The organism is Blastococcus haudaquaticus, from assembly GCF_900230285.1.
GTDB lineage: Bacteria > Actinomycetota > Actinomycetes > Mycobacteriales > Geodermatophilaceae > Blastococcus_B > Blastococcus_B haudaquaticus.
The window spans coordinates 52,096-73,477 of record NZ_OCNK01000003.1; the positions used below are offsets into that span (position 1 = coordinate 52,096).

Annotated in this window: 15 protein-coding genes; 5 read left to right on the top strand and 10 right to left on the bottom strand. The window is 73.6% G+C overall.

What is annotated here, in order from left to right; genetic code table 11:
* The first annotated feature begins 4 nt into the window (after positions 1-4).
* The 4 genes from CRP30_RS11650 (at position 5) to araA (ending at position 5,019) form a co-directional block, all read left to right on the top strand.
* Entirely contained in the window at positions 5-1,057 is a 1,053-nt protein-coding gene (locus CRP30_RS11650) for a LacI family DNA-binding transcriptional regulator (protein WP_235003346.1), read from the top strand.
* 82 nt (positions 1,058-1,139) lie between these two features.
* Entirely contained in the window at positions 1,140-2,819 is a 1,680-nt protein-coding gene (locus tag CRP30_RS11655; protein WP_097184181.1) for a xylulokinase, read from the top strand.
* Positions 2,816-3,496, top strand: coding sequence for an L-ribulose-5-phosphate 4-epimerase (locus tag CRP30_RS11660; protein ID WP_097184182.1), 681 nt, complete (start codon positions 2,816-2,818; stop codon positions 3,494-3,496). The genes CRP30_RS11655 and CRP30_RS11660 overlap by 4 nt, the downstream gene beginning before the upstream one ends.
* Before the next feature lie 14 nt (positions 3,497-3,510).
* The gene (araA, locus tag CRP30_RS11665) at positions 3,511-5,019 is read left to right on the top strand and encodes an L-arabinose isomerase (RefSeq protein WP_235003347.1); all 1,509 of its coding nucleotides are present in this window, start codon (positions 3,511-3,513) and stop codon (positions 5,017-5,019) included.
* Between the two features lie 84 nt (positions 5,020-5,103).
* Here araA and CRP30_RS11670 read toward each other — a convergent pair whose 3' ends face one another.
* The 9 genes from CRP30_RS11670 to CRP30_RS11715 form a co-directional block, all read right to left on the bottom strand.
* Positions 5,104-6,537, bottom strand: coding sequence for a M20/M25/M40 family metallo-hydrolase (locus tag CRP30_RS11670; RefSeq protein ID WP_200814710.1), 1,434 nt, complete (start codon positions 6,535-6,537; stop codon positions 5,104-5,106).
* Entirely contained in the window at positions 6,534-8,033 is a 1,500-nt protein-coding gene (locus CRP30_RS11675) for an MFS transporter (protein ID WP_097184184.1), read from the bottom strand. Before CRP30_RS11675 ends, CRP30_RS11670 begins: the two co-directional genes overlap by 4 nt.
* A 117-nt stretch (positions 8,034-8,150) precedes the next feature.
* Entirely contained in the window at positions 8,151-8,729 is a 579-nt protein-coding gene (locus CRP30_RS11680) for an excalibur calcium-binding domain-containing protein (RefSeq protein WP_200814711.1), read from the bottom strand.
* Between the two features lie 537 nt (positions 8,730-9,266).
* Entirely contained in the window at positions 9,267-10,496 is a 1,230-nt protein-coding gene (locus CRP30_RS11690) for an arginine deiminase (RefSeq protein ID WP_097184911.1), read from the bottom strand.
* 64 nt (positions 10,497-10,560) lie between these two features.
* Positions 10,561-11,637 carry a LacI family DNA-binding transcriptional regulator gene (locus tag CRP30_RS11695; protein WP_200814712.1) on the bottom strand — a complete coding sequence of 359 codons (1,077 nt, stop codon included), beginning with the start codon at positions 11,635-11,637 and terminating at the stop codon, positions 10,561-10,563.
* Positions 11,634-12,686, bottom strand: a complete 1,053-nt coding sequence (gene yjfF / locus CRP30_RS11700) for a galactofuranose ABC transporter, permease protein YjfF (protein WP_097184186.1) — start codon at positions 12,684-12,686, stop codon at positions 11,634-11,636. Before yjfF ends, CRP30_RS11695 begins: the two co-directional genes overlap by 4 nt.
* Positions 12,683-13,861, bottom strand: a complete 1,179-nt coding sequence (locus CRP30_RS11705; RefSeq protein WP_097184187.1) for an ABC transporter permease — start codon at positions 13,859-13,861, stop codon at positions 12,683-12,685. The genes yjfF and CRP30_RS11705 overlap by 4 nt, the downstream gene beginning before the upstream one ends.
* Entirely contained in the window at positions 13,858-15,402 is a 1,545-nt protein-coding gene (locus tag CRP30_RS11710) for a sugar ABC transporter ATP-binding protein (RefSeq protein WP_200814713.1), read from the bottom strand. Before CRP30_RS11710 ends, CRP30_RS11705 begins: the two co-directional genes overlap by 4 nt.
* A gap of 77 nt (positions 15,403-15,479) precedes the next feature.
* Positions 15,480-16,469: an ABC transporter substrate-binding protein gene (locus CRP30_RS11715; RefSeq protein ID WP_200814714.1), complete on the bottom strand. Its 990-nt coding sequence runs from the start codon at positions 16,467-16,469 to the stop codon at positions 15,480-15,482.
* A 492-nt stretch (positions 16,470-16,961) separates the two neighbouring features.
* Between CRP30_RS11715 and CRP30_RS11720 the strand changes: the two genes are divergently transcribed.
* Entirely contained in the window at positions 16,962-17,729 is a 768-nt protein-coding gene (locus CRP30_RS11720) for an SDR family oxidoreductase (protein ID WP_097184189.1), read from the top strand.
* A gap of 67 nt (positions 17,730-17,796) precedes the next feature.
* Here the strand turns inward: CRP30_RS11720 and CRP30_RS11725 are convergent, their stop codons facing one another.
* Positions 17,797-21,153 carry an ATP-binding protein gene (locus CRP30_RS11725; protein WP_143278451.1) on the bottom strand — a complete coding sequence of 1,119 codons (3,357 nt, stop codon included), beginning with the start codon at positions 21,151-21,153 and terminating at the stop codon, positions 17,797-17,799.
* Positions 21,154-21,382: the final 229 nt, after the last annotated feature.

Below are 21,382 nucleotides of genomic sequence, written 5' to 3' on the forward strand. Positions count from 1 at the left end.
GCCGGTGCGACGCGGAGGAGCGGTCGAGGCCGAGGGGGCGCCCCGGCCGCTGGTGATGTCCGACGTCGCCGCGCTCGCAGGGGTGTCGCACCAGACGGTGTCCCGGGTCGTCAACGGGCACCCCAACGTCGCTCCGCAGACCCGGGAGCGGGTGGAGCGGGCGATCGCCGAGCTGGGCTACCGGCCCAACATCGCGGCGCGGGCGCTGGTCACCGGCTCCACCCGCACGCTCGGGCTCGTGACGGTGAAGATCGACCAGTACGGGCCGGCGCAGACCATGATCGGCCTGGAGAACGCCGCCCGGGCGGCCGGCTACTCGGTGAGCGTCTCGATCCTGGACGACGCGACCGCCGCCGCGATGCGCGACGCCATCGACACCTTCGTCGCCCAGCGGGTCGACGGCATCGTCGCGCTCTCCACGTACGACGACGCCGCGGAGGCGCTCCGCGCCCTCGACCCGCCGGTCCCGCTGGTCGCGGTCCAGGTCGGCGGCGGCGAGGACCGCCCCGCCGTCGGTGTCGACCAGGAGACCGGGGCCCGGCTGGCCACCCGCCACCTGCTCGGCCTGGGGCACCGGACCGTGCACCACGTCGCCGGACCCGCCGACTCGCAGGAGGCGCGCGGCCGGATCGACGGGTGGCGGTCGGAGCTCCGGGCCGCCGGTGCGCCCGTCCCCGAGGAGCTGCTGCGCGGCGACTGGACCGCCTCGTCGGGCTACCTGGCCGGGAAGGCGCTGGCGGCGCGCATCCACGGCGGCGAGGACATCACCGCGGTCCTCACCGCGAACGACCAGATGGCGCTCGGTCTGCTCGCCGCCCTGCATCAGTGCGGACTGCGCATCCCCGAGGACGTCAGCGTCGTCGGGTTCGACGACCTGCCCGAAGCGCCGTACTTCACGCCGCCGCTGACCACCGTGCGGCAGGACTTCGCGGAGCTGGGACGGCGGGGCGTGCAGTTGGTCCTCGCGCGCATGAACGGTCAGGACCTGCACCCCGAGCCGGTGCCGACGGCTCTCCTGGTCCGGTCGAGCACGGGCCCCGCCCGGGTGCGGACGTGAGGGCCACGCTGGGTGTTAGCGCTAACATGCGATCGGTCCTCGGGACCCTGGCCTGTCCCCGGCGGCGAGAGGGTGCCTTGAGATGACGATGGAAGCCGGCCCAGCGATCACCGGCGGTCGCACCGCCCTCGGGATCGAGCTGGGGTCGACCCGGATCAAGGCCGTGCTGATCGGCCCGGACCACGAGCCGCTCGCCGTCGGCAGCTCCGACTGGGAGAACCAGCTCGTCGACGGGCTGTGGACGTACTCGCTGGACGCGGTCCGGGCCGGGGTGCAGGAGAGCGTGGCGACCCTGGCCGACGACGTGCGCCGCCGCCACGGGGTCGACCTGTCCACGGTCGGGGGCATGGGCGTGTCCGCGATGATGCACGGCTACCTCGCCTTCGACGCCGACGGCGAGCTGCTGACGCCCTTCCGCACCTGGCGGAACACGAACACGGGCCGGGCCACCGTGCGGCTCAGCGTGGAGTTCGGCGTCAACATCCCGCACCGGTGGAGCGTCGCGCACCTGTACCAGGCGATCCTGGACGGCGAGGAGCACCTCGGCCGGCTGGACCACCTGACGACCCTGGCCGGCTACCTGCACTGGCAGCTCACCGGCGAGAAGGTCCTCGGCATCGGTGATGCCAGCGGCATGTTCCCGATCGACAGCAGCACCGGCGGTTACGACGCCACGATGCTCGCCCGGTTCGACGAGCTGGCCGCCGAGGCCGGGGTCGAGCTGACCCTGGCCGACCTGCTGCCCGCCGTCGCCCTCGCCGGCCGCCCGGCCGGCACGCTCACCGCGGCGGGCGCCACGCTGCTCGACCCGTCCGGGCGGCTGGGTCCCGGCATCCCGCTGTGCCCTCCCGAGGGTGACGCAGGTACCGGCATGGTCGCCACCAACTCGGTCGCTCCGCGCACGGGCAACGTCTCCGCCGGCACGAGCATCTTCGCCATGGTCGTGCTCGAGCACGAGCTCACCCGGGTGCACCGGGAGCTCGACCTGGTCACCACACCCGCCGGCGACCCGGTGGCGATGGTGCACTGCAACAACGGGGCCAGCGAGCTGGAGGCCTGGGCCGGGCTGTTCACCGAGTTCGCCCGCGCGCTGGGGTCCGAGGTGGGCACCTCCGAGGTCTTCGAGACCCTGTTCGCCGCGGCCCTGGGCGGTGCCAGCGACGGCGGCGGGATGCTCGCCTACAACTACCTCTCCGGGGAGCCGATCACGGACCTGGAGGAGGGCCGGCCGCTCTTCCTGCGGTCGCCGGACAGCCGGCTCGACCTCGGGTCCTTCATGCGCACGCACCTCTACGCGTCCCTGGCCACGCTGCGGATCGGCATGGACGTCCTGCAGAGGACCGAGGGCGTACGGCTGATGCGGATGTTCGCGCACGGCGGCCTGTTCAAGACCGAGGGCGTCGCGCAGCGGTTCCTCGCCGCCGCCATCGACACCCCCGTCTCCGTCGGCGACGTCGCCGGAGAGGGAGGGGCCTGGGGCATCGCCGTCCTGGCCGCCTTCGCCGCCGATCGCTCCTCGGGTCGGTGCGCGCCGGAACAGGCCCTGGCGGACTACCTGGACACCAGGGTCTTCACCGGCGCGACCCTGCAGACCGTCCACCCCGACCCGGCCGACGTCGAGGGCTTCGACGCGTTCATGCGGCGCTACGTCGCCGCCCTGCCGGTCGAGCGGGCCGCCGTGGCGCACGTGGCGGTGGGCCGGCGGCAGACCGCCGACAGCGAGCCGACCGCGACCGTCCCGACCGAGGAGGAGCCGGCATGAGCGTTCCCACCCCGACCGAGCGGGGGAGCCACCGCGCGCTGCGGGAGCACGTCGCCGCCCTGCACGCCGAGCTCACGCGCTACGGCCTGGTCACCTGGACGGCCGGCAACGTGTCCGGCCGGGTGCCGGGCGAGGAGCTGTTCGTCATCAAGGGCAGCGGCGTCTCCTACGACGAGCTGACCTGGGAGGGCATCACGGTCTGCGACCTGGACGGGACCGTCGTCGACGGGGTCAAGGCGCCGTCGTCGGACACCGCCGCCCACGCCTACGTCTACCGGACCATGCCCGAGGTCGGCGGTCAGGTGCACACGCACAGCCCGTACGCGGCCGCCTGGGCCGCCCGGGGCGAGGAGATCCCGTGCGTCCTGACGGCGATGGCCGACGAGTTCGGCGGCCCGATCCCGGTCGGCCCCTTCGCGCTCATCGGTGACGACTCGATCGGGCAGGGCGTCGTCGCGACGCTGAAGGACTCTCGCTCGCCGGCGGTCCTCATGCAGAACCACGGGGTCTTCACCATCGGCCGGGACGCGAAGGCGGCGGTGAAGGCCGCGGTCATGACCGAGGACGTCGCCCGTACCGTGCACCTCTCGCGCCAGCTCGGCGAGCCCATCCCCATCGCGCAGGCGGACATCGACTCGCTCTACGCGCGGTACCAGAACGTGTACGGACAACGCTGATGGAGGACTTCCCTGTGACTGCCCCGTTCGAAGGTCGCGAGGTCTGGTTCCTGACCGGGAGCCAGGGGCTGTACGGCGAGGAGACCCTCCAGCAGGTCGCCGCGCAGTCCCAGCGGGTCGCGACGGCCCTCGACGAGGCCGCGGAGGTGCCGGTCCGCGTCGTCTGGAAGCCGGTGCTCACCGACGCCGGCGCCATCCGCCGGATCCTGGGCGAGGCCAACGAGGACCCGGGCTGCCTCGGCGTCATCACCTGGATGCACACGTTCTCGCCGGCGAAGATGTGGATCTCCGGCCTCGACGCGCTGCGCAAGCCGCTCCTGCACCTGCACACCCAGGCCGACGCCGCCCTGCCGTGGGCGACGATCGACATGGACTTCATGAACCTCAACCAGGCCGCGCACGGCGACCGGGAGTACGGGTTCATGCTCACCCGGCTGCGCGTCCCGCGGACGACGGTCTCCGGGCACGTCTCGAACCCGCGCGTCCGTGCCCGGGTCGGCTCCTGGGCGCGCGCGGCCGCCGGTGCGGCCGCCGCCCGCGGGCTGAAGCTGGCCCGGTTCGGCGACAACATGCGCAACGTCGCGGTGACCGAGGGCGACAAGGTGGAGGCGGAGATCCGCTTCGGCATGTCGGTCAACACGTGGGGCGTCAACGACCTGGTGGCCGTCGTGGACGCGGTGCAGGACTCCGCGGTCGACGAGCTGGTCGCGGAGTACGCCGACCTGTACGACATGTCCGCCGACGTCCTGCCGGGCGGGGACCAGCACGAGGCGGTGCGCTACCAGGCCCGCATCGAGGCCGGGCTGCGCTGGATCCTCGAGGAAGGTGGCTTCGGGGCCTTCACCACGAACTTCGAGGACCTGGGCGGTCTGCGCCAGCTCCCCGGCCTCGCCGTGCAGCGGCTGATGGCCGACGGCTACGGCTTCGGCGGCGAGGGCGACTGGAAGACCTCGGCGCTGCTCCACGTGCTGAAGGTCGCCGGCGCGGGCCTGCCGGGCGGGACGTCGTTCATGGAGGACTACACCTACGACCTCGAGGTGGGCAGCGAGAAGATCCTCGGCGCCCACATGCTCGAGGTCTGCCCGACCATCTCCGGCGGGAAGCCGCGGCTCGAGGTGCACCCGCTGGGGATCGGCGGCCGCGAGGACCCGGCCCGCCTGGTCTTCGACGCGGACCCGGCTCCCGGCGTCGTCATCGGGTGGTCCGACCTCGGTGACCGGTTCCGCTGGGTGGCCAACGAGATCGACGTCGTCGAGCCGGACGAGCCGCTGCCGAACCTGCCCGTGGCGCGCGCGGTCTGGGAGCCCCGGCCGGACTTCGCCACGGCGACCGAGGGCTGGCTGACGGCCGGCGGCCCGCACCACACGGTGCTGACCACCCAGCTGGGGGCCGACGAGCTGACCGACCTGGCCGAGGTGTTCTCCACCGAGCTGGTGCTCATCGACGCCGACACGACGCGTCGCTCGCTGGCCAAGGAGCTGCGCTGGAGCGCGGCGTACCACCGCCTCAACCAGCGCCTCTGATCCAAGGGCCAAAGTGGCCATTTCGGCCCGTCTCGTCGGACGTTCCGCTCCGGCAGATGGCCAAAATGGTCACTTTGGCCGCTCTCAGAGGTGGCGGATCAGGTACCGGTAGAAGCCGGCGCCGCGGTGCAGGGCCGCCACGGACAGCCGCTCGTCGGCGGCGTGCAGGGTGGCGAGCTCCTCGCGGCTCAGGTCGAACGGCATGAAGCGGTAGACGCTGTCGCACACCTGGCTGAAGTGGCGCGCGTCGCTGGCCTGCACCATCACGTACGGCGCCACGGCCGCGTCGGGGTAGACCGACCGGACGGCGGCGCCGATGAGCGCGAATGCCTCGTTGTCGGCCCGCGACACCGGTGAGGGGTCGTTCCCCGCGACCACGCGCAACTCCACCTCCGGGTCGTCCACGATCCGGCGCAGCCGCTCGAGGGTCGACTGCACCGTCTCGCCGAGCGCGATCCGGATGTTGGCGTGCGCCCGGGCGCGGGTCGCCAGCACGTTGCGCGCCTTGCTTCCCTCGAGCTGGGTGATCGCCACCGTCGTCCGGACCAGCGCGTTCGCCTCCCGGCTCGCGCGGGAGAGCACCGCCGCCAGGGCCGGCCGCAGGTACTCCGCGTGGGCGAACAGCGCCCGGTAGCCGGCGGGGGAGTGCCGGCCGAGCGCGTCCACCATCCCGAGGACGACGTCGTGCAGCCGGGCCGGGAAGGGGTGGTCGTCGATCCGCGTGATCGCCCTCGCCAGCCGGGCGGGGGCGCCGCCCCGCGCCGGGGACGAGGCGTGGCCACCGGCGTCGGTGGTGATGAGCTCGACGTCGAGCAGGCCCTTCTCGGCCAGCCCGACGACGGCGGTGGGGCGGGGCACGCCGGGGAAGACCCCGCGCACCACCGCGCCGCCCTCGTCGATGACCGCCCAGGGGCGGATGCCGCGGGCACCCAGCGCCTCCACCGCCAGCTGCGCCCCGACGCCGAAGACCTCCTCGTCGTTGCCGAAGGAGAGGTAGACGTCGCGGGCGGGGCTGACGCCGGCGGCGACCAGGGACTCCACCGCCTCGAGGACCGCGACCAGCGCGCCCTTGTCGTCGATGGCGCCGCGGCCGTGCACGACCCCGTCCTCGACCAGGCCGGAGAAGGGGTCGCGCGACCACTTCTGGCCGGCCACCGGGACGACGTCGTAGTGGGCCATGAGCACCAGCGGAGGGAGGTCGACGCCGCTGGACCACCGGTAGAGCAGCGCACCGTCGCCGAGCACCTCGCGCTCCAGCACGCGATGGGTCTCGGGATACAGCTCGGTGAGCCGCTGCCGGAAGAGCTCGAAGGCCTCGGTGTCCACCTCGCCGGGGGTCCGCGAGGAGATGGTCGGGATCCGCACCAGTTCGGCGAGCCGTTCGGCTGCGGCCTCGGCGTCCAAGCCGTCCAGGTCGGCCGGGTCCGGGTGCACCTCCGGCGGGCGGAAACGGGCCACCCTCCGCGCCGCGGCGGTCACGGCGGCACCGCAGGCCGCGGCCACCAGCGCCGCCCTCATGGCCGGAGCTCCGTCGCCGGCGCGACCGAGCGCAGGTCCGCGGCCGCCGGATCGTCGGAGAAGGCGAGCCGGGGGACGACGACGAGCGCGACGGCCGCGAGCAGCGCCGTGACGCCGCAGACCACCCAGACGGTGATGTAGCCGCCCAGCGAGCCCGCGGTCCCCTCGGAGCCGTCGACCATGGTGGGCGCGCCCGCGACGAGGGCGACGGCGAACGTCGCGGAGGCGAAGCTGCCACCGAGCACTTTGGTGGTGTTGGTCAGGCCGGTGGCCACACCGGTGCGGCCGGCCGGGGCGGCAGCGGCGGCGGCGGCCGGGAGCGCGGCCACCAGCGCGCCGGAGCCGAGCCCCGCGACCACCATGCAGGCGAGCACCTGGGGCAGGGAGCCGTGGAGCGGGACGAGCAGCAGGTAGCCGGCGCCGACCAGGAGCGCCGCGCCGATGAGGGTCGTCCGAGGGCTGGTGCGTGCGGAGATCCGGGAGAACTGGCTGGCGCCGATCAGCATGGAGATGACGTAGCCGCCGATGACGATCGACACCATGCTCGTCGAGAGACCCAGCCCGTAGCCGTACTCGTCCGGGTCGGTGCGCGCGAAGGTCGACAGCGGACCCTGCGCGCCCAGGACGCTGATGCCGAAGAGCCCGGCGGTGAGCTGCACCGGCCACATCGACGGGCTGCGGAGCACCCGGAAGTCGACCAGCGGGTCGGGGCGGCCGAGCTCGTAGCGGACGAACGGGATCACCAGCAGCAGGCCCAGCGCCGTGACCAGCCACGGCCAGGCCTCGCCGGCGCCGTTGATCCGCACGAAGGTCAGCCCGCCGGTGATGACGAGCAGGACGACGCTGAGCAGTGCCGCGCCGGTGGCGTCGACGCTGCCGGCCTGGCGGTCCACGCTCTCCGGCACCCGCAGTGCGACGACGGCGCAGACCCCGACGACGAGCAGCCCGGGGACGAGCAGGACGAGCCAGAACTGGTCGGCGAGGACGCTCCCCACCTGCCCACCGCCGAGGGCGCCGACGATCGCGCCGAACTGCAGAGCGGCGACGATCAGGCCGGTGGCGCGGCGGGTCTGCGCGGCCGGGTCGGCCAGCCCCCGTGACCGGTTGTAGATCAGCGCCACCTGCAGGGGCAGCCAGGCCGCGTAGATGCCCTGGACCGCCCAGGCCAGGAGGAACACCGGGAAGCTCTGCGCGAAGGCGAGGACGACGGTCGCCGCGGCGACCAGCGCCGCGGAGACGAGCAGCATCCGGCGGTGGCCGTGCAGGTCGCCGAGCTTCGCCAGGATCGGGACGGCGATCGCCGACAGCATCAGCTGCGCGGCCTCGAGCCAGTTGACGTCGGCGTCGTGGATGTCGAGGTGGCGTGCGACGTCGGTGAGCAGCGGGATGTAGTAGCCCTGGAGGACGCCGCTGGTGAACTCGACGAACACCAGGAAGCCGACCAGGCCCCCGCCGATGCCCGCGATCCGCCCGCTCGCCCGGTCCGTTCCCGTCACCCGTCGTCCTTTCCCGCTGCACCATCGGCGATGGCGCGGAGGGATCGGAGCGTAATGGCCGAGCCGTCCGGGCGGACCCCCTGAGCCTGGGGTCCGCCCGGACGGATTGCGGAGTGGTCAGGCCCGGCGGCGTCCGGAGAGGATCAACCACGCGCCGGAGGCCAGCAGCGCCGCACCCCACGCGACGAGCGGCTCGGTCGCCACACCGGTGTACGCGAGCTTCCCGCCGTCGCCGGAGTAGGCGACCGGCTGTGCCACCGGGGCTGCGGTCTCCTCGCAGCCGGTCCCGTCGGAGTCGCTGTCGAGGTGGCTGCCGTAGCCGTAGGTCCCGGCGTACACGGGTGCGGCACCGTGCGCGCGGGCCTCGTCGCAGTTCTTGTACTGGAAGGCGGCCGGCTGCTGGGCCGGAGGCGTGTAGTAGCCCGAGGACTTCGTCGGCGCGGTGGTCTGCGTGCCGCCACCCGTCGGGGGCGTGGGCAGGCACTTCTGCAGGTCCTCACCCGCCTTGGTCAGGATGAGCTCGCCTTCCGTGGACAGGTCCTCTCCCTGCTCGGCGAGCAGGTCGGGCAGCGTCGCGAGGAAGGCCGGAAGGTTCGCCGCATTCGCCGGGTCGAGGGCGTCCTCGAGCAGGCCGGCGAATTCCTCACCGTTGGCGCCGAGAGCCGCTTGCAGGTCGGTCGCCAGCTTCTGCACCACGCCCGCGATGCAGGTCCCGGGATTTGCCGGGCTGCTCGAGCTGGTCGAGGAGCTGGAGCTGGAGCTCGAACTGGAACTGGATGAGCTCTCGCCCTCGACGAGAGCGCCGGCACCCTCACCCAGCCCTGCGATTCGGCCGGCCGGCGGCGGTGGGGCGGTCCGGGTAGCCGTCGCAGCGCCGCTGCTCTCCGACTCCGTGGAGCTGCCGGTGGCCCCTGGGCCGCTCGTCTCCGCCGTCCCACTGGCCGTGGTGCCGGTGAGGGAGTCGAGGATCTCCGAGGTCGTCGGGCCTGCGGGCTCCGTCTCGTCCCCCGGCAGAGCGCTCGCGGGCACCACCCACAGCAGGGCCATCGCGAATGCGGCGATCAGGACGAGTGGTGCTCTGACGTGCTTGGACATCTATCCCCCGGGGGTTCACTGCAGCAGTGCAGTGAGCTGTATCACGGGTAACAGTTAATCGCCGGCACGAGTTCCAGGTACCGAGCGAACCGGTCCGTCACCACGCCGCGCGCCGCAACGCGGAGTAGCGCTTCGACCTCAAACCTGGTCGCGCGCCACCGGACAGGACATGCAGCGCGGCCCGCCGCGACCACTGCCGAGTTCCGACCCCGCGATGCGCACGACCTCGATGCCGGCCGCCTCCAGCGCCGCGTTGGTGACCGTGTTCCGCTCGTAGGCGACCGCCAGCCGGGGGGCCAGCGCGAGGGTGTTGTTCCCGTCGTCCCACTGCTCGCGTTCGGCCGTCACCGGGTCCAGGCCGGTGTCGATGACCCGCAGCCGGTCGATCCCCATGGCGGCCGCGGCCGCGGTCAGGAAGGGCTGCGGGCCGCTCACCGCGAGCTCGGTTGTGTCGGCGTCGTCGGCCGGGTGGGCGGGGGAGCCGTCGGGCGCGGTGACGGTCCAGGCGACGAGGGAGTCGGCGACCGCGGGGTACATGACCATCGCGTCGACGTCGACCATGGTCGCGATGGTGTCGAGGTGCATCGTCGCCCGCTGCTGGGCGATCGGGACGACCAGCACCGTGTGCGCCAGTCGGCGTGCGAACAGCCGGCGGGCGAGCCGCTCCGCTCCGCCGGGCGTCGTCCGCTCCCCGACCCCGACCGCCACCACCCCCGCGGCCAGCAGCAGGACGTCCCCGCCCTCCAGGTGCTCCAGGCGCGCCCCGTACAGCTGCTCGACCCCGGCGAACCGGGGGTGGTGCGCGTAGACCGCGGCGGTGATCGTGCTCTCCCGGTGGCGGGCCGGCATGGCCAGCGAGGTCACGGCCACCTCGTCGGCCACCCAGACCGAGGAGTCGCGGGTGAACAGCAGATTGGGCAGCGGGGGGACGACGAAGTCGCCGCGGTCCATGACCTCGTAGGCGAGCCCCTTGCCACCGCGCAGCTCGTCATGGGCGAGCCCGGCGATCAGCGTGTTGGCCAGCACCTCGGGATCCATGTCGGACAGGTGCGCCGTGGTGGACCGCTGCAGGGTGGCGCCCAGCCGCGGGTCGTCGACCGCCGCCGAGATGAGCTCCGTCCGCGCCGAGGGGAAGGACAGCACCTCGGCCAGCAGCCGGTCCAGGTGCAGCACCTCGACCCCGCGGTCGGTCAGGGCCTGGGCGAACGCGTCGTGCTCCTCCTGCGCGCGGTCCACCCACGGGACGCCGTCGAAGAGCAGCTGGTCGTTGTTGCGCGGGGTCAGCCGGCGCAGCTCGGCACCCGGTCGGTGGAGCAGCACCGTGCGCAGCCGGCCGACCTCGCTGGTGACGGAGCAGGGGGCGGTCATGCGACGAGCCTCGCCGATGGCCTCCGAGCCGGCCAACCCGGGTCGCCGTCGCGCGGGCACCCGCTCAGGGCTGCGGAGGTGGGTTCCGCGGCGGCGCGGTGGAGTCGCGGACGAGCAGCTGCGCCGGGACGACCACCGGTGGACCGTCGAACCAGGTGACCTCGGTGGCGATCCGGGCCAGCAGGACGTCGACGCAGCGCCGTCCCACCTCGGCGAAGTCCTGCCGCACCGTGGTCAGCGGCGGGCGGAGGAACTCGGCCTCCGCGATGTCGTCGAACCCGACCACGCTCATGTCCTCCGGAACCCGTATCCCGGCCTCGGACACCGCCCGGATCAGCCCGAGCGCCATGTGGTCGTTGGCGACGAACACCGCCGTCGTGTCCGGGAGCTCGGTGAGCAGCCGGCGACCCGCCTCGTAGCCCGATCGCGGACTCCAGTCCCCGGCGAGCGGAGGGGGCACCGCGAGGCCGGCCGCCGTCAGCGTCTGCTCCCATCCGCGACGCCGGGCGTCGGCCTCGATCCAGTCCTCCCGGCCGGAGACGTGGGCGATCCGGCGGTGGCCGAGCTCGATCAGGTGCCGCGTGGCCGCCATGGCGCCCCCAACCTGGTCGACGACCACCGACGGGATCCCGGGGGCGGCCCCGCCCTCCACGGCCACGGCCGGCAGGTGCGGGGGCAGGCCGGTCATGACGCGGACGGCGGCGCGTTGCGGGGCCAGCACGACCACGCCGGTCACCGACTGCTCGAGGAGCCGGTCGACCGCTTCGGCGAAGGCGTCCTCGTCCGGGTCCTGAACGGTCACGACGCTCACCCGGTAGTCGCGGGCCCGGGCCGCCTCCTCCATGCTGAACAGGGTGCTGGCCGGCCCGTGCAGCGTGGTGTCGAAGGCGACGACACCGATGGTCGCGGTCGACCGGGTGACCAGTGCGCGCGCCGTGAGGTTGCGCCGGTAGCCCAGCTTGACCATCGCCTCGAGGACCCGCTCCCTCGTCTCCTGGCGGACGTGCGGATGGCCGTTGAGCACCCGGGACACCGTCTGGTGGGAGACCCCGGCCAACTGGGCGACGTCGGTCATGACCGCCGGGCGGGCCGCGCGTGCGGGCGTGCGACCGCCGTCGGTCCGCGGCAGCGTCCCGCTCACCCGCTGGACCCGGCGCTGCGGGTGGACAGCCGCTGGACGACGACGAAGGCCAGCAGCAGGACGCCGATGGTGATCCGGGTCCACCACGAGCTGAGGCCGCCGTCGAAGGAGATCAGCGCCTGGATGGTGCCCAGGACCAGCACGCCCAGCAGGGAGCCGAAGACGTAGCCGGCCCCACCGGTCAGCAGCGTGCCGCCGATCACCACCGCGGCGATGGCATCGAGCTCCATGCCGATCCCGTGCAGGCTGTAGCCCGACAGCATGTAGAGGCTGAACAGCAGGCCGGCCAGAGCGGAGCACGTGCCGCTGATGACGTAGACGCCGACCTTGGTGCGGCTGACCGCCAGGCCCATCAGGGCGGCGGAGTTCTCGTTCCCGCCGACCGCGTAGACCGTGCGGCCGAAGCGCGTGCGGTGCAGCACCCACATCGCGGCGATCAGGACCGTCAGCGCGATGAACACGCTGTAGGTGAGGAAGGTGCCTCCGGGGAGCTCGACGAAGTTCGTGGCCAGCGACGTGAACGCGGGATCGCGGATCGGGATGGACGGCACGCTGATCACGAAGCACAGGCCGCGGGCGAGGAACATCCCGGCGAGCGTCACGATGAACGGCTGGAGCTGCAGGTGGTGCACCGCGGCGCCCATGGCCCAGCCCAGCAGGGCGCCGGTGGCCAGCACCGCGAGGACGGTGAGCGGCGCCGACCAGCCGGCCTCGAGCATGCGCGCCGCCATGACCGTGGACAGGGCCACGACCGCCCCGGCGGACAGGTCGATGCCGCCGGTGAGGATCACGAAGGTCATGCCGACCGCGAGGACGATCAGGTGCGCGTTGTCGACGAACAGGTTCAGCACGACCTGCGGCGTCCCGAAGTTCTCGTACCGCACCGAGCCCGCGCCGAAGAGCACGACGAGCAGGACCGCGGTGACGAGCACCGAGAACGTCCGCGACCCCGTGGTGCTGGCCCGCAGCCAGGTCTGCCACGCGGGCGGCGGTGCGGGCGCGGTCGAGCCGGCCCCCTCGCTCGCGGGGCGGGTGTCGGAGACCGTCATCGGAGCGCTCCCTCGGCCGGGTCGTTCCCTGCTCCCACCACGGTCGAGCCGGACGGCTCCCTGCCGGTCGGGACCGCCGGTGCGCCGACGGCCGTCGGGGTGGGGCCGAGGTCAGTGCCCACCGGCACCGGGCCGGAGGGCAGGCCGCCGGAGGCGGGCGGGGGTGGTGCCGGGCGCCGACGCCGGCGCAGCGCCGCCCGCAGCCGCGGTGCCTGGAGGAGGAAGACCACGATGATGACGACGGCCTTGAACAGCGTCGAGTACTGCGACGGAATGCCGACGCTGTAGACCGTCGTGGTCAGCGTCTGCAGGACCAGGGCGCCGATGACCGTGCCGGTCAGCGAGTAGCGCCCACCGGCCAGCGAGGTGCCGCCGATCACCACCGCCAGGATGGCGTCGAGCTCGATGAACAGGCCCGCGCGGTTGGCGTCGGCGGCGTTCACCTGCGCACTGATCATCAGCCCCGCGACGGAGGCCGCGAAGGCGGCGAAGACGTAGACGGTCCAGGTGATGCTGCGCGAGCGGACGCCGGCGAGCCGGGCGGCGGCCGGGTTGATGCCGACCGCCTCGACCAGCATGCCCAGGGCGGTCCGCCGGGTGAGCACCGCGACCAGCAGCAGGATCAGCCCGGTCACCACCACCTGGGCCGGGAGGCCGAGCACGTGCCCACCGCCCAGCCACGAGTAGGTCTCGTTGTTCACCGTGATGATCTGGCCGTCGGTGATCAGCATGGCGATCCCGCGTCCGGCGGTCATCAGCACCAGCGTGGCGATGATCGGCTGGATGCCGAAGACCGAGACCAGCAGCCCGTTCCAGGCGCCGAGCAGCAGGCCCACCCCGATCGCCGACGTCATCGCGACGATGGCCGCGCCGGGGGAGGACGGGTCGTCGGCCGACGCGATGGAGGTGCAGGCGATCGCCGCCGAGATCGCGACGACGGCGCCGACGGACAGGTCGACCCCGCGACTGGCGATGACCAGCGTCATGCCCAGCGCGATGAGCAGCGTCGGGGAGCCGTTCTTGAGGACGTCGACGAGGGAGCCGAACAGGTGTCCGTCCTGGATGCGGACGGTGAAGAACCCCGGATTCACCACGAGGTTGAACAGGAGCAGCGCGAGCAGCGCCGCCAGCGGCCACAGCAACGGGGAACGGCTGATCCGCACCGGAAGCGTCATGACCGTCCTCCACGGGCGATGAGGTCGACGACATCGTCCACCGAGGTGTCGGCACCGTCGAGTTCGGCGATCTTGTGCCGGTCGCGCAGCACCACCACCCGGTCGCAGATCCGCACCACCTCCTCCAGTTCGGCCGAGACGAAGACCACCGACATCCCCTCGCCGGCGAGCTCGGCGACGAGTTGCTGGATCTGCGCCTTGGCGCCGATGTCGATGCCGCGGGTCGGTTCGTCGAGCAGCAGCAGCCGCGGTTCGGTGAGCAGCCACCGGGCGAGCAGGACCTTCTGCTGGTTGCCGCCGGAGAGGTTGCGCAGGAGCGCCTGCGGGTCGGCGGGGCGGATGTCGAGGGCGCGGATGTAGCGCTGGACCAGTTCGTCGCCGGTGCGTCGGGGGATCGGCCGCAGCCAGCCGCGGCGGGCCTGCATGGCCAGCAGCAGGTTGTCGCGGACGGTGAGGTCCCCGACGACGCCCTCGCCCTTGCGGTCCTCCGAGGAGAAGCCGATCCGCCGGGCGATGGCCGACCGGGGGGTGCGGAAGCGGACGGGTCGTCCGTCGACGTGCAGGTCACCGGTGCTGATCCGGTCGGCGCCGAAGAGCAGCCGGGTGAGCTCGGTGCGGCCCGAGCCGAGGAGGCCGGCGAGGCCCACGACCTGACCGGCGTGGACGTCGACGTCCACCGGAGCCAGGGCCCCGGCGCGTCCGACCCCGCGCGCGGACAGCCGGGGGACGGCGCCGGGCGGCACCTGGCGGGTGGCCGCGCGCTCGAGGTCCTCGAGCGTGGTCAGCTCGCGGCCGATCATCTCCTGGATGAGCTGCAATCGGGGCAGGTCGACGGTGCGGTGCTCGCCGACCAGCTGGCCGTTGCGCAGCACCGTCATCCGGTCGGAGATCTCGTAGACCTGGTCCAGGAAGTGGGAGACGAACAGGATCGCCACCCCCTCGTCGCGCAGGGCGCGGACGACCCGGAAGAGCTCGGCCACCTCGTCGGCGTCCAGGCTGGACGTCGGCTCGTCGAGCACCAGGACCCGGGCGTCGGTGTCGACGGCGCGCGCGATGGCGACCAGTTGCTGGACCGCGATCGGATGGGTGGCGAGCGTGGAGTCCGGGTCGATCCGGAGGTTGAGCCGCGCGAGGACGGCCCGCGCCCGCTCCCGTGCGGCGCGACGGTCGATGCGGCCCAGCCGGCGGGGCTCCCGGCCGAGCGTGATGTTCTCGGTCACCGAGAGGTTCGCGCAGAGGTTGACCTCCTGGTAGACCGTGCTGATCCCGGCCGCCTGGGCGTCGGCCGGCGAGCTGAACTCCCGCTGCTCGCCCGCCACGGTCACCGTCCCGGTGTCGTACGCGTAGACGCCGGTCAGGGCCTTGATCAAGGTGGACTTGCCGGCACCGTTTTCGCCCATGAGGGCATGCACCTCGCCGGGGAACAGCCGCAGGTCCACCGCCTGCAGGGCCTTGACGCCGGGGAACTCGACGGTGATGGCGGACATCTCCACGACGGGGGCATCGCGCCCGTCGGACGGCTGGAGCCTGGCTGAGGTCATCGGGCGCCCCTTCGGCGAGGTGCCCCGCCGCCCGCCTGGTCGCAGGCGGGCGGCGGGACGGGGTGGAGCGGTGCGGGTCAGTACTGCCGGTCGGGCAGTGCTTCCTTCGCCTGCTCCTGGGTGAAGGTCGTCTCCTCGGTCACCACCCGGCTCTCGACCTCTTCCCCGGCCACCACCTTCTTCGCCAGCTCCATCAGCTGGTCACCCAGCAGCGGGTTGCACTCGACGATGAAGTTGATCTTGCCGTCGGCGAGTGCCTGCATCCCGTCCTTCACCGCGTCGACGGTGATGATCTGGATGTCCTTGCCGGGCACCTTGCCCGCGGCCTCGATGGCCTCGATCGCCCCGAGTCCCATGTCGTCGTTGTGGGCGTACACGGCGTTGATCTCCGGGTTGGAGTTGAGCATCGCCTCCATGACCTCTCGGCCGCCGGAGCGGGTGAAGTCGCCCGTCTGGGAGGCGACGATCTTCAGGTTCGGGGTGTCGGCGATGGCGTCGGCGAAGCCCTCCTGCCGGTCGAGGGCCGGCGCTGCGCCCGTCGTGCCCTGCAGCTCGGCGATGTTGACCTGGCCCAGGGGACCCCAGTTCTCCACCGCCCACTCGCCGGCCTTGCGGCCCTCCTCGATGAAGTCCGACCCCAGGAAGGTCACGTAGAGGGACTCGTCCTCGGTGTCGACGGAGCGGTCGGTGAGGATGACGGGGATGTTGGCCCGCTTGGCCTCCAGCAGGACGGCGTCCCACCCCGTCTCGACCACCGGGCTGAAGGCGATGACGTCGACCTTCTGCTGGATGAACGAGCGGATCGCCGAGATCTGGTTCTCCTGCTTCTGCTGCGCGTCGGAGAACTGGAGCTCGATACCGGCGTCCTCGGCGGCCCGCTGGATGTCGGCGGTGTTGGCGGTCCGCCAGCCGCTCTCCGCGCCGACCTGGGCGAAGCCCATCGTGATCGTGTCGCCGCCACCACCACCGCCGCCGCTGCCGCTGTCGTCACCGTCGCCGCTCCCGCAGGCCGCGGTGCCCAGGGCCACCGCCGCCGCCATCGCGGCCACCATCGTCTTCTTGAACACAGGTCCTCCTCGTCGAGGTGTGCCGTGCGGGTCGTCCCGTCCGGTCCGGGGTGGTGCACGAACGCGCGGGTCGCAGCGAGGCGTGCCGCCGATGGCGGATGGCGCCGTGTACAGGGCGTCTCCGGCCGGGTCGCGCGACGTTGCTGGCTCGTTCGAGGCGGAAGTGTGAGCGCTATCACTCTGAGGTGTCAAGGCACCGGTGCGCCTCCTGATCGACCGCGTTTTCGCAGGTCACAGGTGTGTTGTGATCCTTGACACAGCGCTGTTATCGCTCACATAATGCGGTCCGGGTGCGAACGAGGCCGGCCGGCTGCCGGCCCGCTGCCGCGCGGGCCGGGGACCACCGGATCAGGCGTCGGCGGCGTCACCCATCGGCCCCCGTCGGGCCGTGCGGGCCGATGGCTTCTACACGCCGATGGCCCTCGCGCGCGGCTGGCTACAGTGCGGGCCGGGTCCTGCGGCGCGGCCGGACCCCCTGGACGGAGGCAGCTCGTGGACCTGTTCGATCTGACCGGCAAGGTGGCCGTCGTCACCGGTGGCACCCGCGGCATCGGGCTGATGATGGCGCGCGGACTGCTCCAGGCGGGGGCGCGCGTCTACATCAGTTCGCGCAAGGCCCAGGCCGGCGACGCCGCCGTCGCCGAGCTCGCCGAGTTCGGGACCGCCGTCTCCATCCCCGCGGACCTCTCCACCGAGGCCGAGTGCGTCCGGCTGGCCGAGGAGGTCGGCCGCACCGAGGAGCGGGTGCACGTCCTGGTCAACAACGCCGGGGCCACCTGGGGCGAACCGCTGGAGACCTTCCCCGAGTCGGCGTGGGACAAGCTGCTCGACCTCAACCTGAAGTCCCCGTTCTTCCTCACGCGCGCCTTCCTGCCGATGCTCGAGGCGGCGGCGGGCGAGGGTGACCCGGCGCGCATCGTGAACGTCGGCAGCATCGACGGCCTGCACGTCAACCCGATGCCGACCTACTCCTACGCCGCCAGCAAGGCCGGCCTGCACCAGCTCACCCGCGTCCTGGCCAAGGAGCTCGGCCCGAGGGGCATCACGGTCAACGCCGTCGCCCCCGGGCCGTTCGAGTCGAAGATGATGGCCGCCACCCTGGACGCGTTCGGTGCCGAGATCGCCGCCAAGTCACCGCTGGGCCGCATCGGCCGCCCCGACGACATGGCCGGCGTCGTCGTCTACCTGGCCAGCCGTGCCGGTGCCTACGTCACCGGCGCCGTCATCCCGGTCGACGGCGGGATCGCCACCACGGCGTAGCGGGTCGACCGCGCCGTACGGCTGCCGTCCGCGGGGTCTGCGGCGTGGTCGGCCGCCGTCCCCGCGGTCAGGGCGCGGTGGAGAGCGGTTCGGTCGGCCGCCGCGGGGCAGGGACGCCGTCGATCCGGGCCAGGTGCGAGTCGGCCAGTGCCACCTGGTGCGGCGAGCCGACCAGCACGCCCTGCTCACGGGCCGCGTCCCACCACTCGCGGGCGGCGGGCAGGTCGCCGCGGCGCTCGGCGATCCGGCCGAGCAGCTCGTCGTAGGCACCCAGCGAGAGGGCCGGCGTTCCCAGGACCGCCTGCCGTCCTTCGTAGGGGAGCAGCGCCTGGACCGCCGACGCCCACTCGGGCTCGTCGCCCAGCCGCAGGGCGGACTCGGCCTGCAGCAGGACGGCCACGTCGCTGGCCCAGTCGCGGATCCGGGTGCGTCCCCACCGCGCCCGCAACCGCCGGGCCTCGTCGACGTCTCCGGACTCCGCCGCCGCGAGCACGGCCATCTCCTGCAGCAGCGGGCTCCCTTCGTCGCCGGTCTCGACCAGCAGCGGGATGACGTCGCCCAGCCGGCCGTCGGCGCGGCGCAGGGTGAACTGGTGCGCGGCGTAGGCGTGCCGCGCGTGCGGGGTGACGCGGCGGTAGAGCTCGTACGCCTCGGTGGTCAGCTCCTCCGCGCGATCGGCGTTGCCCCGCAGCCAGGCCAGGCCGCCGGCCTGCCACAGCACGTGCGGCCGCACCTCCGGCCCGCCCAGCGACACCGCCAGTCGCCGGGCCTCGGCGTGGTCGGCCTCGAAGCCGGCGAGGTCGGTCAGGTGCAGCCGGATCGCCGCCCGGTGCAGCCGCGCGACGAACTCCGTCCACCGCGGCAGGCCGGAACCGGCCATCGCGAGGGACTCGTCGGCGGCAGCCAGCCGCAGCTCCGCCGCTCCCGGGCGACCCCAGACCGCGAGGCAGAAGTTGTTCAGCGTCCGGCCGAGCAGCTCCGGGTCGCCGGTGCCGCGGGCGATCCCGACCGCCTGCCGGGCGGCCTGCACGCCGCGGTCGTCCGGGCTGAAGGCCAGCTCCACGCCGAGCGTGCCGAGCAGCTGGGCGGTGGTCCGTTCGTCCGCGTCGTCGGCGAGCAGGTCCTCGAGCAGCGCGACCATGTCGTCGTCCACCACGCCGTGCGGACGCCAGTTCCAGACGGTGACGCTGCCCCACACCGCCGCGGCCCGAGCCAGGCAGGCCCGGTCGTCCAGCTGCCGGGCGACCGTGATGGCCTGGGCGACGACGTCGCGGGCCTCGGTGCGGGAGCCGCTGCGCAGCAGGTCGTTGCCGAGCGCGGTCAGCAGGTCGTGCCGGGTGCGCGCGGCGTCGGGCTCGGCGGGGTCGACGAGCTCCAGCGCACGGCGGGTGTGCACCGCGGCTTCGCCGTGGGCCAGACGAGCGCGGGCGGCACGGGCGGCGGCGGTCGAGTACATCCGCGCCGGCGCCGGGCCGGTGACCGGCAGCGCCTCGACGAAGTGGTGCGCCAGCCGCTCCACGAGGGCGTCGTCCGTGGTCGTGGCGATCCGGCGCTCCAGCGCCTCGCCCAGCCGGGCGTGCAGCCGCGCCCGGCGCAGCGCGGGCAGGTCGCCGACCAGCACCTCCTGGACCAGTGCGTGGGCGAACCGCCAGCTCCACGGCCGCCGGCCCTCGACGACCAGGCCGACCGCGACGGCGGAGTCCAGCGCGCCGAGCGCGTCCTCTGCGGGCATGCGTGCCGCCTCGAGCAGGTCCAGCGTCACCTCGCGGCCGGCCACCGCGCACAGCTCGAGCACCTCGCGGGTCGCTGCCGGTAGCCGGGCCACCCGGGTCCGCAGCACCTCGCCGACGGACGGCGGCACGGGCACGTGGTCCAGGTGCAGGTCGTGGGCGCCCACCATCCACCGGGAGAGCTCCACGACGAAGAACGGGTTGCCGCCGGTGCGGTCGTGCACCGCGGAGGCCAGCGACCGGTCGCCGGGGGAGCCCAGCTGGGCCGCCAGCAGCGCGGCGACGTCGTCGGCGTCCAGACCGGACAGCTGCAGGCAGGTGGCCGACGGCTCCCGGGCCAGGCGGGCGAGGCAGTCGGTGACCGCCTCCGGCAGCCGCTCGCCGACGGTCCGGGCGGTGACCACGAGCAGCACCGGGGCGCGCGGGAGGTGCCGGGCGAGCAGCCCGAGCAGCTGCACCGAGGTCGTGTCGGCCCCCTGCAGGTCGTCGAGCACGACGAGCACCGGACCCGTGCCGGCCGCGGCCTTCAGCCGGCCGCGGAGGTCCTGGAACAGCCGGAAGCGGGCGGCGTCCGGGTCGTCGTCGGTCTGCGACAGCGGGGTCAGCTCCTCCTGGCCGAGCTGCTCGAGGACCTGCGTCCACGGCCACAGTGCCGGCGCGCCGGTGTCGTCGGCGCAGCGGCTCCAGGCGACGGACCAGCCGGCCGCGCGGACGGCCTCCGCGGCGGCCTCGGCCAGCCGCGTCTTCCCGATGCCGGCCTCGCCCTGCAGGACGACGACGGCGCCACGTCCCGAGCCGACCTGCTCGGCCACGGCCTGGAGCCGGGACAGCTCGGCGCGTCGACCGACCAGCAGCTCGCTGCCGGGGGCGAGGGACGGGGCGGGCGGCTGGGCCTTGGTCGCGGGGAGGACCGGGCGCGGCACCCGCTCCAGCAGCCGCGGATCCTGCCGCAGCACGGCCTGCTCGAGGTCGCGCAGTTCCGGGCCGGGGTCGATGCCCAGCTCGTCCCGCAGCAGCTCGGCGCACCGGCGGAGGGCTTCCAGCGCCTCGGCCTGCCGGTCGGCGGCGTAGAGGGAGGTGACCAGTCGCGCCCAGAGCCGCTCGCGCAGCGGGTGCTCGGCGACCAGGTGCTGGAGGTCGGTGACGGCGGCGTCGGCCCGCCCCGCGGCGAGCAGGGCGTCGCACCGACGCTCGCGGGCCCGCACGTGCAGCTCGGTGAGGCGCAGCCGGTCGGTGGCCGCGGCGGGCAGGTCGCCCAGCTCGGCGAGCGGCTCGCCCCGCCACAGGCCGAGGGCCTCGTCCAGGAGTGCGATGCCCCGCTCCGGGTCGCCGGCGCCCACGGCCCGGTCGCCCGCCTCGACCAGCTCCGGGAACCGCAGCAGGTCCAGATCCGCGGCGTCGGTACGGATCAGGTAGCCGGGCGGACGGGTCAGCAGCACGGTCGGCGCCTCGCGCGGGCCGCGTTCCGGCTCGAGCACCCGTCGGAGGTGGGAGACGTATGCCTGCAGCGTGCCGGTCACCGTCGGGGGCGGGTCCTCGCCCCACAGCGCGCCGACGATGCGGTCGATGCCGACCACGCGCCCGGGCTCGGCCAGCAGGAGGGTCAGCAGGGCGCGCGGTTTGGCCCCGCCGACGTCCAGCGGGCTGCCGTCGGGCCCCGTGACCTCGAGCGGGCCGAGGACGCGGAATGGCACGGCCGGCGATGCTCCCAGTGCCGGCGCCCGGGCGGCACCCCTTTGCGTGCGCTGATGTGCGGCCCCCTGCAGGGTCCCGGGCGCGAGCTTGCGAGCGCTTGGGGGGCAGGGGGTCCTTTCGCAAGTCGGCCGCAAGTATCCGCCAAGGGGTCGTCGCGACTCTTCCTCCGTCCGAACGAGCTGCGCGGTCACCGCCGCGAGCCATCCGATCCGCGGTCACCGCCGCGGC